The 14,695-nt window shown below is 63.6% G+C and carries 13 protein-coding genes; all 13 read right to left on the reverse strand.

Going from position 1 to position 14,695, the window contains the following annotated elements; genetic code table 11:
- Nucleotides 1-35: 35 nt before the first annotated feature.
- The gene (locus tag G442_RS0107270) at nucleotides 36-1,682 is read right to left on the reverse strand and encodes a ribonuclease J (RefSeq protein WP_026397459.1); all 1,647 of its coding nucleotides are present in this window, start codon (nucleotides 1,680-1,682) and stop codon (nucleotides 36-38) included.
- Nucleotides 1,683-1,691: 9 nt separating this feature from the next.
- Nucleotides 1,692-2,504 (reverse strand): type III pantothenate kinase, encoded by an 813-nt coding sequence (locus tag G442_RS0107275; protein WP_026397460.1) that lies wholly within the window; start codon nucleotides 2,502-2,504, stop codon nucleotides 1,692-1,694.
- Nucleotides 2,488-3,279 (reverse strand): biotin--[acetyl-CoA-carboxylase] ligase, encoded by a 792-nt coding sequence (locus G442_RS0107280; protein ID WP_026397461.1) that lies wholly within the window; start codon nucleotides 3,277-3,279, stop codon nucleotides 2,488-2,490. Before G442_RS0107280 ends, G442_RS0107275 begins: the two co-directional genes overlap by 17 nt.
- Nucleotides 3,269-4,693 (reverse strand): NADH-quinone oxidoreductase subunit NuoN, encoded by a 1,425-nt coding sequence (gene nuoN, locus G442_RS0107285; RefSeq protein ID WP_026397462.1) that lies wholly within the window; start codon nucleotides 4,691-4,693, stop codon nucleotides 3,269-3,271. The genes G442_RS0107280 and nuoN overlap by 11 nt, the downstream gene beginning before the upstream one ends.
- A gap of 148 nt (nucleotides 4,694-4,841) precedes the next feature.
- Nucleotides 4,842-6,782, reverse strand: coding sequence for an NADH-quinone oxidoreductase subunit L (gene nuoL / locus G442_RS0107290; protein WP_026397463.1), 1,941 nt, complete (start codon nucleotides 6,780-6,782; stop codon nucleotides 4,842-4,844).
- Between the two features lie 6 nt (nucleotides 6,783-6,788).
- The gene (gene nuoK, locus G442_RS0107295; RefSeq protein ID WP_026397464.1) at nucleotides 6,789-7,112 is read right to left on the reverse strand and encodes an NADH-quinone oxidoreductase subunit NuoK; all 324 of its coding nucleotides are present in this window, start codon (nucleotides 7,110-7,112) and stop codon (nucleotides 6,789-6,791) included.
- Nucleotides 7,109-7,852, reverse strand: a complete 744-nt coding sequence (locus G442_RS0107300) for an NADH-quinone oxidoreductase subunit J (protein WP_169720792.1) — start codon at nucleotides 7,850-7,852, stop codon at nucleotides 7,109-7,111. Before G442_RS0107300 ends, nuoK begins: the two co-directional genes overlap by 4 nt.
- A 24-nt stretch (nucleotides 7,853-7,876) precedes the next feature.
- Nucleotides 7,877-8,365 carry an NADH-quinone oxidoreductase subunit NuoI gene (gene nuoI / locus G442_RS0107305; RefSeq protein WP_026397466.1) on the reverse strand — a complete coding sequence of 163 codons (489 nt, stop codon included), beginning with the start codon at nucleotides 8,363-8,365 and terminating at the stop codon, nucleotides 7,877-7,879.
- Nucleotides 8,365-9,387 (reverse strand): NADH-quinone oxidoreductase subunit NuoH, encoded by a 1,023-nt coding sequence (gene nuoH / locus G442_RS0107310; RefSeq protein ID WP_026397467.1) that lies wholly within the window; start codon nucleotides 9,385-9,387, stop codon nucleotides 8,365-8,367. The genes nuoI and nuoH overlap by 1 nt, the downstream gene beginning before the upstream one ends.
- Nucleotides 9,388-9,391: 4 nt before the next feature.
- Nucleotides 9,392-11,431, reverse strand: coding sequence for an NADH-quinone oxidoreductase subunit NuoG (gene nuoG / locus G442_RS0107315; RefSeq protein ID WP_026397468.1), 2,040 nt, complete (start codon nucleotides 11,429-11,431; stop codon nucleotides 9,392-9,394).
- 5 nt (nucleotides 11,432-11,436) lie between these two features.
- Nucleotides 11,437-12,771: an NADH-quinone oxidoreductase subunit NuoF gene (gene nuoF, locus G442_RS0107320; RefSeq protein WP_026397469.1), complete on the reverse strand. Its 1,335-nt coding sequence runs from the start codon at nucleotides 12,769-12,771 to the stop codon at nucleotides 11,437-11,439.
- A gap of 12 nt (nucleotides 12,772-12,783) precedes the next feature.
- Nucleotides 12,784-13,413 carry a complex I 24 kDa subunit family protein gene (locus G442_RS0107325; RefSeq protein WP_026397470.1) on the reverse strand — a complete coding sequence of 210 codons (630 nt, stop codon included), beginning with the start codon at nucleotides 13,411-13,413 and terminating at the stop codon, nucleotides 12,784-12,786.
- Entirely contained in the window at nucleotides 13,410-14,687 is a 1,278-nt protein-coding gene (locus tag G442_RS0107330) for an NADH-quinone oxidoreductase subunit D (RefSeq protein WP_051292074.1), read from the reverse strand. The genes G442_RS0107325 and G442_RS0107330 overlap by 4 nt, the downstream gene beginning before the upstream one ends.
- Nucleotides 14,688-14,695 lie beyond the last annotated feature (8 nt).

Raw genomic sequence — 14,695 nt, forward strand, 5'->3', positions numbered from 1 at the left:
TTCTATGCGGGGCGGGTAGCCGGAGCCAAGGGTCTTCAGACCCTCAGCACATGGACGTCGACCAGCGGACGCTTCTGAATCTTGCGCCCGAGCGCACGGCGCAGCGCGGTCTTCGCAGCCTCCCGGAAGGAGTTGTCGTCCATCCGAAGTTCGTCCGGAATTTCGTCGATGGCGCTTGCAAACTCTTCCTTGACGCGAACGCTCTCCGGTTCGTCGGCGTCGAGCAGTCCGGGCGCGCTGACCTTCGGCTCGCCGATCACGTAGCCTTCGTCGTCAACCGCGAAGCTGCCCAGAACGATGCCGTTGAAGAGCATCTTGCGACGCGCGGAAAGCACATCGCCATCCATCGCCAGCAGGCGATTGCCGTCCACCGCCAGACGACCGGTCGGCGCCGTGTCCACGACCTCGACCTTGCCGGGCGACAGATTCAGGATATCGCCGTCCTCAAGCAGGATCGCCGAAATGCCTTTTTCTTGTGCAAGTGCCGCATGAGCGGTCAGATGACGCCATTCACCATGCGTCGGCACGGCGTATTGCGGACGGATCAGATCGTACATCGTCCGCACATCGTCGCCAGTCGCATGACCCGAGCAGTGCACCATCGCGTCGCGATCAGTCAGGACCGTCACGCCACGGCGGGTCAGGTTGTCCTGCACCTGCATGATGGCGCGCTCGTTGCCCGGGATCATGCGGCTGGAATAGACGACCGTATCGCCCTCGCCGAGCGAGACGTTCGGATGCACGTCCGAAGCGATTCGCGACAGCGCCGAGCGCGGCTCGCCCTGGCTGCCCGTGATGATCATGACCACGTTGTCGTCGGCGAGGTCATTGACCTCCTGCTCCGAGAAGAACGGCAGCACGCCCGAGAGGTAGCCGCACTCACGCGCCGCAACGTCGAGATTGCGCAGCGACCGCCCGACCAGCACGACGTTGCGGCCCGCAGCCTGCGCCGCCATGGCGATGGTCTCGACACGCGCGACGTTGGAGGCGAAGCACGTCACCGCGACGCGGCCCTTGAGCGACTGGATCAGCGCCGTCATGCCTTCACGCACTTCGGCTTCCGAGCGCGACGCGCCGTCCGTCATCACATTGGTGCTGTCGCAGACCAGCGCGAGGACGCCTTCGTCGCCAATTTCCTTCAGACGCTTCAGATCCGTCGGCGGCCCCACCAGCGGCGTCGGATCAATCTTCCAGTCGCCGGTGTGAACGATCAGGCCATGCGGTGTGCGCAGCGCCAGCGCCTGCGCTTCCGGCACCGAGTGGGCGACCGGAACGAACTCAATGTCGAACGGCCCGACATTGAAGCGGCCTGCGCATTTGATCGTGTGGATTTTCACCTGCTGCAGCAGGCGCGCCTCACCGAGCTTGCGACGAAGCACGGCGGTCGCGAACGGCGTCGCATAGATCGGGCACCCGAGACGCGTCCACAGATGCGCGACCGCGCCGAGATGGTCTTCATGCGCGTGGGTGATCACCAGACCGACGAGCTTGTCCCGGCGCTCCATGATGTAGGTCGGGTCGGGCGTGAGAATTTCTGCTTCCGGCGTGTCGTTGCCGGAGAAGCCAATGCCGCAGTCAACCGCAAGCCACTTGTCGCCCAACCTGTACAGGTTGAGATTCATGCCGATCTCACCCGTTCCGCCGAGAGGCAGAAAGGCCAGACCGTCCTTATTTTCGTTCATTTTTAGATATTATCCTTCCGTAATCAAATCTTTGTCGTTTGTAAGATGTGGCGCGGGATTCCTCCCGGCCAGAAACCGAAGACCGTTAATGGTGAGTTCAGGATCGATGTGTTCAAACACACTCGTTCCCTCCGAGAAGAGCGGAGCCAGACCGCCGGTCGCGAGCACCTTCATCGGCGCCCCGAATTCCTGCCTGATCCTCTCGACGATCCCCTCGACCAGCCCGATATACCCCCAGAAAACGCCCGACCGCATGGCCGAGTTCGTATCACGTCCTATGACAAGCCCGCCCGCCGGACGCCCGACGCCGATGCGCGGCAGACGGGCCGCCGCCTTGTGCAGCGCTTCGACCGACAGATTAATCCCCGGCGCGATCACCCCGCCGCAATACGCCCCGTCCACATCCACCACGTCGAATGTCGTCGCCGTGCCGAAATCGATGACGATCAACGGACCGCCGTAAATCCTGTGCGCCGCCAATCCGTTGAGGAGTCGGTCGACGCCGACTTCCCCCGGATTATCGAGCGCAATACGAAACCCCCAATCCAGACGAGAAGACGCGATCAGCGGCTCGGTCTGGAAATACTGCCTGCACAACAGACGCAGGTGATAGAGCGCCGCCGGAACGACGGTGCCAATCACCGCCTGACTGACGTCATGTACTGACAGTCCGGCGGCCTGCAGCAGGGTCATCAGCCAAACGGCGTATTCGTCCGACGTGCGTTGCGGCTGCATCGAAATGCGCCAGCTTCCGCGCCATGTGGCGCTGTCATGCACCGCGAAGACGACGTTGGTGTTGCCAGCGTCAACGACCAGAAGCATTTTGCGCTTCCATTTTTATTAACGCCGCATCGCCGTACAAAATTTCGCCGGTGACTATGCGCTTCAACTCCGGACCACAGCGCAGAAGAAGCTCTCCGCCTTCGTCGATCCCCTCGAATTCGCCTTCAACATAGGTTTTTCCCCCGCTGACCACAAGGGGCGCGCCCCGAGGCGGCCCTCGCTCCAGCCAGGCCTGCCTGATCGGGGCGAAACCGTCGCGTTCCCACACCGCGCGCCAACGCGTCAGGGCAGACAGCACCCGTCGCGCCACGGTCGTCGCCTCCGCCGCAGGATCGTATTGCGCGAGGCACGCCAGCGTGCGGCCTTCCACCTCCGGCGCGCGCCGGATATTGGCGCCGAAACCGATCACGACCCATCCGCCTTCGCCGCCGCTGGCTTCGACCAGAATGCCTGCCAGCTTGTGTCCATCCAGCAGGATGTCGTTCGGCCATTTGACGCGCAGACGCGGCGTCAGCACGCCATCGGCCAGCGCGTCGTAATACGCCAGCGCGCTGATGAACGACCATGGCGCGCTGACCGAAGGGTCATTCTTTTCAGGCCTCATCAACACGGAGAGCGCAAGGCTGTCGCCGGGATCGGCCCACGCGCGCCCCCGCGTGCCACGGCCTTTGGTCTGGCGGCGCGCCAGTAGCGCGAGCCCCTCCGCCTCTCCGAGATCCGCGCGCTCTATGCAGACGTCGGACGTCGAGGACAACTCGTCATGCAACTCGAGCCGCCAACCGGAGACGTCCTCCCGGACGAACTCAGCCGACAAGAGCTTTCGCCGCTGCTCCGGCCGCTTCACTCACCGGACCGAGCGCCAGAAGGAAAAGCACCGTCGCGAGCCCCATGGCGGCGGACACGAACGCGATGGACGGCGCAGGCTTGTCGAACGGCGCAGCCGATGCATCAAAATAGACCACCTTCACCACGCGCAGGTAATAGAAAGCGCCGATCACCGCAGACAGCGCGCCGACAGCGACCAGCCCGTAAAGGCCCGCGTTCCAGGCTGCGCCAAACACCATGAACTTGCCGAAGAACCCGGCCAGCGGCGGCACGCCGATCATGCTGAACATGCAGATCGCCATCACCATGGCCATCGCCGGGTTGGTACGGCCGAGCCCGGCAAGATCGGCGATCGTCGTCACCTCACGCCCACGACGGCGCATGGCCGAGATGACGCCGAACACGCCGACATTCATCACCAGATACGTCGTCAGATAGACCAGCGTCCCGCGCGTCCCCACCGGGGTCGCCGCCGCAAGGCCCATCATCGCGTATCCCATATGACCGATCGACGAATACGCCATCAGACGCTTGATATCGCGCTGCGGGATCGCCGCCAGCGCGCCAAACAGCATCGATAGCGCCGAAATCGCCTCGATCAGAAGCTGCCAGCGCGGCGACATCGCGCCAAACGGCCCCATCATCACCCGCAGGATCAGTGCGAACGCGGCGAATTTCGGCGCGCCCGCCATGAACGCCGTCACAGGAGTCGGCGAACCCTGATAGACGTCGGGCGTCCACATATGGAACGGCACGGCCGACAGTTTGAACGCCAGACCGACGACGATGAACACGACGCCGATGACCAGCCCCACCGGCAGGGCGCCAGCGCCGTTAATTTCAACGGCGATCGGCGCAAACTCCATCGTCCCCGCGAAGCCGTAGGCGAGCGACGCGCCGTACAGCAGAAGCCCGGACGCCAGAGACCCGAGGATGAAGTATTTCAGCCCGGCCTCCGCCGCCTCTACCCGATCCCGTTCAATGGCGCAGAGGATGTAGATCGACAGCGAAGACAGTTCGAGCCCGACGAACAGCGTCATCAGGTTCGCCGACGACGCCATGATCATCGCGCCAAGCGTGGAAAACAGCATCAGGATCGGCGTTTCGAACGGCAGGGCGTTCTTGCCGTCAGAATACCCGATCGACAACGTGATCGAGGCGACGCCGCCCGCAATCACCAGCAGCTTGATGAAGCGCGCAAAGGCGTCCACGACGAAAACATCGCCGTAGCCGACGCCGCTGGAAGACGTCGCCACCAGAAACCCGGAGACGATCATCGCCGCAACGCTCAACGTGGCGCTGGGGAGGAACGCCTCATCCTTGCGCATCAGGACGCCCGCGGCGAGGATCACGAGACCACTGACCGCCAGCACGATCTCCGGCAGGGCAAGTGTCCAGTTCATCGTCTCAACTCCATCGAACGGACGTGCGGGAGAGGCGCGCGCCCCATCCCCTCACGCGCCGGAAAAGCACGCAAAAAACACCCGACGGGACGACCGCCGCTCTCGTCGCCCGGCTTACGGCGCGACAGGGCCACAGGCATCGCGTCCGTCACTGGAAGAACACCACCGTCGTTACGAGCGCCACCAGACCAATCAGCATCGACAGCGCGTAGATCGCGATGGAGCCTGTCTGCGAACGCGTCGCCAGCACCGCACCGCCCAGCGTCAGGCGCGCCAGCCCGACCGGCGCTTTCTCGATTACGCCCTCGTCGTTGCGACGCAGCAGGCGGGCGATCGCACGATACGGCCCCACGAAGATGCGGTCATACAGCTCGTCGAAATACCACTTGTTCAACAGGAACAGGTACAGCGGTCGGAACGACGAGGCCACAGACGCAGGCAGTTCAGGTTTGACGATGTAGAAAACATAGGCCGCAGCGATGCCCAGAAGACCAGCGACGCTCGGCAGCAGTGCGATGAACGTGGGGACCTCTTCGATCATGCTCATGATCGTGTTGCCCGGAGCGTTGACGATCGCCCCGGCCCAGAACATCGCCTGCTTCGAACCGACATAAAGCGGCGCCAGCACCGCGCCAGCCGCGAGCGCGCCAATGGATAGCAGCACGAGCGGCGCGACCATGACCGGCGGGCTTTCATGCGCGCCGTCATGCAGATGCTGGTCGCGTGGTTTCCCGTGGAACACCAGGAAAAGCAGCCGCCAGCTATAGAACGCCGTGATGAAGGCCGTGACCGTACCCAGAACCCAGCCATACATGCCGACGCTGCTGCCCGACGCCCAGGCCGCGTTCAGGATCGCGTCCTTGGACCAGTAGCCCGCAAAGGGAAACACGCCGGCGAGTGCGAGGCTACCGATCCACATCACCACATAGGTGACGGGAATTTTCCGCCACAGGCCACCCATGCGGAACATGTCCTGCTCGTCGTGAACGGCGTGAATGACCGAACCAGCGCCAAGGAACAGCAGCGCCTTGAAGAAGGCGTGCGTCGTCAGGTGAAACACACCCGCCTGATACGCGCCGACGCCGATGGCTACGAACATGTAGCCAAGCTGCGAACATGTCGAATAGGCGATGGTTCGCTTGATGTCCGGCTGCACCATGCCGACCGTCGCGGCGAAGAAACACGTCGTCCCGCCGATCAGGACAATGAACTCCCGCGTGTACGGCGTGAACTCGATCAGCGGCGACATGCGCGCCATCAGGAACACGCCCGCCGTGACCATGGTGGCCGCGTGAATGAGCGCGGAAACCGGCGTCGGACCTTCCATCGCATCCGGCAGCCATGTGTGCAGGAACAACTGCGCCGACTTGCCCATCGCGCCGACGAACAGCAGCGTCGCAATCACCTCAAGCAGCGAATGCGGACTGCCGAACAGCATGTAGGCATTGCGCGCCTGATCCGGGACCAGCGAGAAGATGTTGTCGTACTGAACGGTCCCGAAGGTGACGAACAGCAGACCGATGCCGACGATGAAGAACAGGTCAGCGATGCGATTCACCACGAAGGCTTTTATCGCTGCAGCATTCGCGCTCGGCTTCTGGAACCAGTACCCAATCAGCAGGTAGCTCGCGAGGCCGACGCCTTCCCAGCCAAAGAAGAGCTGGATCAGGTCATTGGACGACACCAGCATGAGCATGGCGAACGTGAACAGCGACAGATACGCGAAGAAACGATAGCGCGGCATCGAGTCATGAGACATGTACCCGACGCTGTAGATGTGGACGAGCAGGGAGACCGTCAGCACCATCGCCGTCATCGTCGCCGACAGCGTATCGAAACGCAGCGCCCACGCGGCATGGAACGACCCGGCGTCGACCCAGTGCGCCAGCAGCGCGACGCCCGGCATCGCGCCGGACGTCATGCCGCCGATCAGCGCGCCATAGCTGCACAGCGCCGCCACGACCATGAACAGGATCGAGACGAACTGCGCCACGCCGTCGCCAAGACGCCGTCCGAAGAGCCCGGAGATCGCGGCGCCGCCCAGCGGGGCAAGCACAGCAATCGCGAAAAGGATCAATGCCGCCTGCATCGCCGGTCAGCCCTTCATCAACGCCACGTCCTCGACCTGGATCGAGCCGCGGTTGCGGAAATAGACGGTGAGGATGGCAAGGCCGATGGCCGCCTCCGCCGCAGCGATGGTCAGCACAAAGACCGTCAGCACCTGCCCGGACAGATCGCCCAACGCCGCAGAAAATGCGACGAGGTTGATGTTCGCAGCCAGCAGGATCAGTTCCATCGACATCATGATGATGATGATGTTCTTCCGGTTCAGGAAAATTCCGAACACGCCGAGAACCAGGAGCGCCGCTCCGACCGTAAGAAAAGGCCCCAGACCGATCTGAGCGAAAGCGTCGTTCATGGCGCGTCTCCGTCGACCTTGCGGACCTCTTCGCGGGGAGGTTCCGGCGCGGCGGGCACGCCGTAGGAACCCGGAACCGCCGTGTCGTAATACCCCTTCGCCGGACGCAGGAACCCGCCATTGGCGTCGATCCCGAAGCCCAGCGGCAGGGTCAGCATCTCCAGCGTGTCCGCGCGCATGCGCTCGTGCTGCTTGCCGATCACCTGACGGCGACCCGTCGGCTTTTCACGCAGCGTCAGCGTGATCGCGCCGATCATCGCGACCAGCAGCACGAGGCCGCAGGCCTGAAACAGCAGAATGTAATGAGTGTAGAGCAGCGTCCCGAGCGCCGCCGTGTTGGTCATCGGACCACCCGGCTGGCCAAGGCCGCCCGTAATCGGCTCCGGCATGACCGGCGAACTGGCCCAGTGCGCCGCCGCCATCGCCAACTCGGCGAACAGGACGCCGCCAACGGCTGCGCCCAGCGGCGCGTAGCGCTGCAGCCCCTCGCGCATTCTCGCAAAGTCGATGTCGAGCATCATGACGACGAACAGGAACAGAACCGCGACCGCGCCGACATAGACGATGACCAGAATCATCGCCAGGAACTCGGCCCCCGCCAGCAGGAACAGCCCCGCCGCATTGAAGAAGCCGAGGATGAGGAACAGCACGGAATGGACCGGGTTCTTCGCGAAGATCACCATCGCGGACGATGCGATCAGCACCGCAGCGAAGACGTAGAAGACAAGCTGGATCATCATGTCGGACTCTCCACCAGCCGGGGTTCAGCGATACGGCGCATCGAGTTCGAGCCTCCGCGCCAGAACGCTCTCCCATCTGTCGCCGTTGGCGAGCAGCTTGTTCTTGTCGTACATCAGTTCTTCACGGGTCTCGGTCGCGAACTCGTAGTTCGGGCCCTCGACGATCGCGTCCACCGGGCAGGCTTCCTCGCACAGACCACAATAGATGCACTTCGTCATGTCGATGTCGTAGCGCGTCGTCCGGCGCGAACCGTCGTCGCGCGCTTCAGACTCGATCGTAATCGCCTCCGCCGGACACGCAGCTTCGCACAGCTTGCACGCGATGCAGCGTTCCTCGCCGTTCGGATAGCGACGCAACGCATGCTCGCCCCGGAAGCGCGGCGACAGCGGCCCCTTTTCATAGGGGTAGTTGATCGTGGCCTTCGGCTTGAACATCGTCTTGAACGTCGCGGTCATGCCGGCGACGATCTCGGTCAGCAGAAACGCCTTGAGGCTGCGGTCGAGGCCGGCCATCAGCTTACTCCCTGAGGCAGATTGCCCGTTGCGAGCAGGAACCCGGCGGTGGCGATCATCCACAGCAGCGAGAACGGCAGGAACACCTTCCAGCCCAGCCGCATGAGTTGATCGTAACGATAGCGGGGGAACGTCGCGCGCACCCAGATGAACACGAAGAGGCAGAACAGGATCTTGGCGATCAGCCAGATCGGACCCGGAATCCAGGTCAGCGGCGCGATCCCCAGCGGCGGCAGCCAGCCACCGAGGAAGAGAATGCTCACCATCCCCGACATCAGGATCATGTTCGCGTATTCGCCGAGAAAGAACAGGCCGAAGGACAGCGACGAGTATTCGACGAAGAACCCGGCCACCAGTTCGGACTCGCCTTCCGGAAGATCGAACGGCGCGCGGTTAGTCTCGGCGAGGGCCGAGATGAAAAAGATGATGAACATCGGGAACATCGGCACGCAGAACCATACGTGTCGTTGCGCCAGGATGATGTCGTTCAGGTTCAGACTACCCACGGCCAGAAGCACCGACACGATCACCAGACCGATCGACACCTCATACGAAACCATCTGCGCCGCAGAGCGAAGTCCACCGAGGAATGCGTATTTCGAGTTCGACGCCCAGCCCGCGATCAGGATGCCGTAAACGCCCAGCGACGAAATCGCGAGCAGATACAGGATGCCGACATTGATGTTGGCGACCGCCAGACCATCTCCCGTCGGGATTACCGCCCATGCCAGCATAGCGAGGGAGAACGTCAGGAACGGGGCCAGAAGGAACAGGAAACGGTTCGCCCCGCTTGGGATGATCGTCTCCTTGGTCATCATCTTGATGGCGTCGGCGAAGGCCTGCAACACGCCGAAAAGACCGTTCACGTTCGGTCCGCGCCGCATCTGCATCGCGGCCATGACCTTGCGCTCCATGAGCGTCAGATAGGCGACGGCGATCAGAAGCGGCACCAGAATCGCCAGAGCCTCGAGCACCAGCAGGATGACGTGGCCGGTCGTCGTATGGAAAAAGAACTGTTCCACGTCGCTACTCCGCCGCCACAGCCGCGTGCGGAGCATGAACGCTGGCGCATTCCTGCATCGTCGCGCTCGCCCGGCAAATCGGGTTCGTCAGGTAATAGCTGGCGCCGGAAGACGCGAACGGCTTCGAAAGCACGCTATCGGATAGCGCTTCCGCCGCCGAACGGCGCGCGGTCACATGCCGCGCCCCGACCTGAAGCCGCTCGCGCAGCGCCTCGATCGTGTCGTAGGGCAGCGTATGCCCCAGCACGTCGGACACCGCGCGCAGGATGCGCCAGTCCTCGCGCGCCTCGCCCGGCGGGAACACGGCCTGAAACCCGCGCTGCACGCGGCCTTCCGTGTTCACCCAGGTTCCCTGCTTTTCGGTGTACGCAGCCCCCGGAAGGATCACATCCGCGCGGGCTGCGCCCGCGTCGCCATGATGCCCCTGATAGATCACGAAGGTGTCCGGCCCGATCCCGTGCACCGGAAATTCATCCGCGCCGAGCAGCCACAGCACGTCGACACCGCCGCTGAGCATGCCGCGCACGCTGCGTCCGCCCTCGGCCGGAAGGAAGTCGAGATCCAGAGCCGCCACACGTGAAGCAGCCGTGTGCAGGACGTTCAGGCCGGACCACTCATCCGTCACCGCGCCCACAGTTTCCGCCAGTAGCGCGCAGGCCTCGAGCACCACCGGGCTGTCGTCACGCGTCAGCGCGCCCTGCCCGACGATGATCATCGGGCGCTTCGCCGCCTTCAGCTTTTCGAGGAACGGGTTTCCGTCCGCCATCAGATCGGCCAGCGCCGAAGCGCCCGCACCCAGGGATTCGTATGCCCATGTCGGGTCGGAGCCCATGTCGCCGATCACGCCAATCGGAAGACCGCCACGGCCCGCTTCGAGATATCTTTTACGGATGCGCGCGTTCAGGACCGGCGCATCGTGACGAGGGTTCGCCCCGATCACCAGCAACGCGTCGGCCTCATCGATTCCGGCGATACCAGATGAGAATGTGTAGTTCGCGCGGTCGGACACGTCGTAATGCGCGCCGTCCTGACGGCAATCGAGATTGGGCGACCCCATAGAGATCATGAGGTCGCGCAACGCCATCATGCTCTCGGCGTCGCACAGATCGCCGACAATGGCGCCGATGCGCGAACCGGGAACGCCCTCGAGGCGACGGGCGATGGCGACGAACGCGTCCTGCCACGATACGGCCTGAAGCTTGCCGTGGACCTTCAACCAGGGGCGATCCAGACGGCGACGCAGCAGACCATCTATGGCGAAGCGGCCTTTATCGGACAGCCATTCCTCGTTCACCTCGTCGTTGACGCGCGGAACGATGCGCTTCACCTCGCCGCCACGCGCCTGAATCTGGATGTTGGTCCCGAGCGCGTCCATCACGTCGATGGCGTCGGTCTTCTTCAACTCCCACGGGCGTTGCTGGAACGCGCCGGGCTTGGAGGTCAGGGCGCCGACCGGGCAGATGTCGATCAGGTTGCCAGAAAGCTCCGACGTCAGAGCCTTCTCGACATAGGTCGTGATCTCCATGTTCTCGCCACGCGACACGGCGCCAAGCTCCGGGGTTCCGGCCACTTCGGCGCAGAACCGGACGCAGCGCGTGCACTGGATGCAGCGCGTCATGACGGTCTTGACCAGCGGCCCGAGATTCTTGTCCGTCACGGCCCTCTTCGGCTCGTCATACCGCGACACGCCGCTGCCGTAACCGTAAGCCTGATCCTGCAGATCACACTCGCCGCCCTGATCGCAGATCGGGCAGTCCAGAGGATGGTTGATCAGCAGGAACTCCATGACGGAGCGCCGCGCCTTGCGGACGACTTCGGTGTCCGTCTTGATTTCCATGCCTTCCGCAACGGGAAAACCGCACGACGCCACCGGCTTGGGCGCGCGCACGACCTCGACAAGACACATGCGGCAGTTGCCCGCGACCGACAGTCGTTCGTGATAGCAGAAGCGCGGAATTTCCTTCCCCGCGGCCTCGCAGGCCTGCAGCGCGGATGAGCCCGCAGGCACATCGACCGGCGTTCCGTCGACGATAACCCTCACCATTCGCCTTACTCCGCCGCGAGGGTCGCGAGGGTCGCGGGCGACGGCGCATCAATCCGTCCCGCGCCGCCATGCAGCCGCTTGTAGTTGTGAATCCGCTCTTCCATCAGCGGCCGGAAATGCCGGATCAACCCCTGAATCGGCCACGCGGCCGCATCGCCCAGCGCGCAGATCGTGTGTCCCTCGACCTGACGCGTAACCTGCTCCAGCATGTCGATTTCTTCGATCTCCGCGCGGCCTTCGACCATGCGGTTCATCACGCGCATCATCCAGCCGGTGCCTTCGCGGCACGGCGTGCACTGGCCGCAACTTTCATGCTTGAAGAACTGCGAGAAGCGCGCGATCGCCTTGATGATGTCCGTGGACTTGTCCATCACGATCATGCACGCGGTACCGAGGCCAGAGCGTTCGGCGCGCAGGCTGTCGAAATCCATCAGCACTGTCTCGCAGACCGATTTCGGCAGCAGCGGCACCGAACATCCGCCCGGAATGACGGCCAGCAGGTTGTCCCACCCGCCGCGAACGCCGCCGCCATGCTTCTCGATGATCTCGCGCAGCGGAACGCCCAGTTCCTCTTCGAACACACAGGGCGTGTTCACGTGGCCGGAAATCGCCATCAGTTTGGTGCCGCAATTGTTCGGGCGTCCCAGTCCTGCGAACCATGCAGCCCCGCGCCGCAGGATGGTGGACGCGACCGAGATGCTCTCGACATTGTTCACTGTGGTCGGGCAGCCGTACAGACCTGCTCCCGCCGGGAACGGCGGCTTCATGCGCGGCTGGCCCTTCTTGCCTTCAAGGCTCTCCAGCAGCGCCGTCTCTTCGCCGCAGATATAAGCGCCCGCGCCTCGATGGATGTAGAAGTCGAAATCCCAGCCGGACCCGGCGGCGTTCGGGCCGAGCAGCCCCGCATCATACGCCTCGTCGATCGCGATCTGGAGATGCCTGGCTTCGTTGAAGAATTCGCCACGGATATAGATATACGCCGCGTGCGCTCCCATCGCGAACGACGCGAGCAGGGCGCTCTCGATCAACTTATGCGGTTCATGCCGCAGAATTTCGCGATCCTTGCAGGTGCCGGGCTCGGACTCGTCACCGTTGATGACGAGGTAACGCGGCACAGGCCCGTCGCCCTTCGGCATGAACGACCATTTGAGGCCCGTCGGGAACCCCGCGCCGCCCCGGCCGCGCAGGTTCGACGCCTTCATCTCGTTGACGATGGCGTCGCGGCCACGGGCGATCAGCTCCGCCGTGTCGCTCCAGTCTCCGCGTGCGCGCGCGCCAGCCAACCGCCAGTCGTTCTGGCCGTAGAGGTTGGTGAAGATCCGATCCTTGTCGCTGAGCATCGTGTCTTCTCCCTATCCCTGACCCGAGTCGCCGACGTCGAGCAGCACCTTGCGGCCGCCTTCAGGCGCGGAGTTAAAGCGATCGATCGTAGGCCCATAGGCCGGGCGCTCGCCCTTACGGAGCGCCTCGATCAACTGCTCCGTACGGGGGCCGTCGAGATCCTCATAATAATCGTCGTCGACCTGAAGAATCGGCGCGTTCGCGCAGGCGCCAAGGCATTCGACTTCCGTCAGCGTGAACATCCCGTCTTCGCTGGTTTCGCCGAAATGCTGGATGCCGGTGGCCTTCTTGCAGGCGGCGACCACATCATCCGATCCGCGCAGCCAGCAGGACGTCGTCGTGCACGCCTGCAGGTGGTAACGGCCGATCGGCTTCGTGTTAAACATCAGATAAAAGGTCGCGACTTCGTAGACGCGGATCGGCGCGACCTCCAGACGGGCGGCGATCACGTCCATGGCCGCGACCGGAACCCAGGCGCTGCCTGTCAGACGACCCATCTGCCGCTGGGCGACGTAGAGCAGCGGAATCACACCGCTGGCCTTACGCTCCGGCGGATACTTCGCCAGAATCGTCGCGATTTCCGCTTCGCTGGCCTCGTCGAACGCGAAATGGGCCGGCTGTTCCGGCGTCTGAGCGCTCATCGATCCACCTCACCGAACACGAGATCGAGCGAACCGATGATGGCCACCGTATCGGCCAGCATGGAACGCCGTGACAATTCATCTATCGCCTGCAGATGGGAGAACCCGGTCGGACGGATCTTGCAGCGGTATGGGCGGTTGCTGCCGTCCGCCACCAGATACACGCCGAACTCGCCCTTCGGCGTTTCGACCGCCGTGTAAGTAGCGCCGGGGGGAACATGGTACCCTTCCGTGAAGAGCTTGAAGTGATGGATCAGCGCTTCCATCGACTGCTTCATCTCGGCGCGCTTCGGCGGGGAGAATTTCGGATCCTGCACCTTGATGGGGCCGGGTTTGATCTGCGCCAGCCCCTGCTCGATGATCTTCACGCTCTCACGCATCTCGGCCACGCGGACCAGATACCGATCGTAGCAGTCGCCGTGACGCGCCACAGGAATCTCGAACGAGACCTTGTCGTAATTGTCGTAGGGCTGCGAACGGCGCAGATCCCACGGCACGCCGGACCCGCGTAGACACGGGCCGCTGAAGCCCCAGGCCAGCGCCTGCTCCGTCGTAAACACGCCGATGCCGACGGTACGCTGCTTCCAGATGCGGTTTTCCGTCAGCAGGCTTTCAAGATCATCAATCCACGCCGGGAATTCCCTGGCCCAGTTGGCGATACGCTCCTCCAGACCGGCCGGGAGGTCTCGAGCGACGCCGCCGGGGCGGAAGTAATTGGCGTGGAACCGGGCGCCGGAGGCAGCTTCGTGAAACTCCAGAAGCTTCTCGCGCTCCTCATACCCCCACAGGGCAGGCGTCACCGCGCCGCAGTCCAGCCCCATCGCGGTCAGGTTGAGAATGTGGTTCAGGATGCGCGTAATTTCCGCGAAGATCACACGAATCCACTTGGCGCGATCTGGCGCCTCGATCCCCAACAGCTTCTCGGTGGCCAGCGCGAACGCATGCTCCTCGCACATCGGGGAGACGTAGTCGAGGCGATCGAAATACGGCAGCGCCTTCTGATACGTCTTGTATTCGATCAGCTTTTCCGTGCCGCGGTGCAGCAGGCCAATATGCGGCACAGCGCGGGCGACGACCTCGCCCTCCATCTCCAGCACCAGACGCAAAACGCCGTGCGCAGACGGGTGCTGCGGTCCGAAATTCAGCGCGTGGCTGTCGATCTCGACCGTGCGCCGTTCAGCCTGCTCGACTGCCTGTTCGGGAAGGAGAGACTCCGGCACGGCCGCTTCGCCAAGGGCGTGGTCCAACGCTGCCTGCTCGATCGCATTCGTCATGACGGCCC

Source organism: Acetobacter nitrogenifigens DSM 23921 = NBRC 105050, assembly GCF_000429165.1.
GTDB lineage: Bacteria > Pseudomonadota > Alphaproteobacteria > Acetobacterales > Acetobacteraceae > Acetobacter > Acetobacter nitrogenifigens.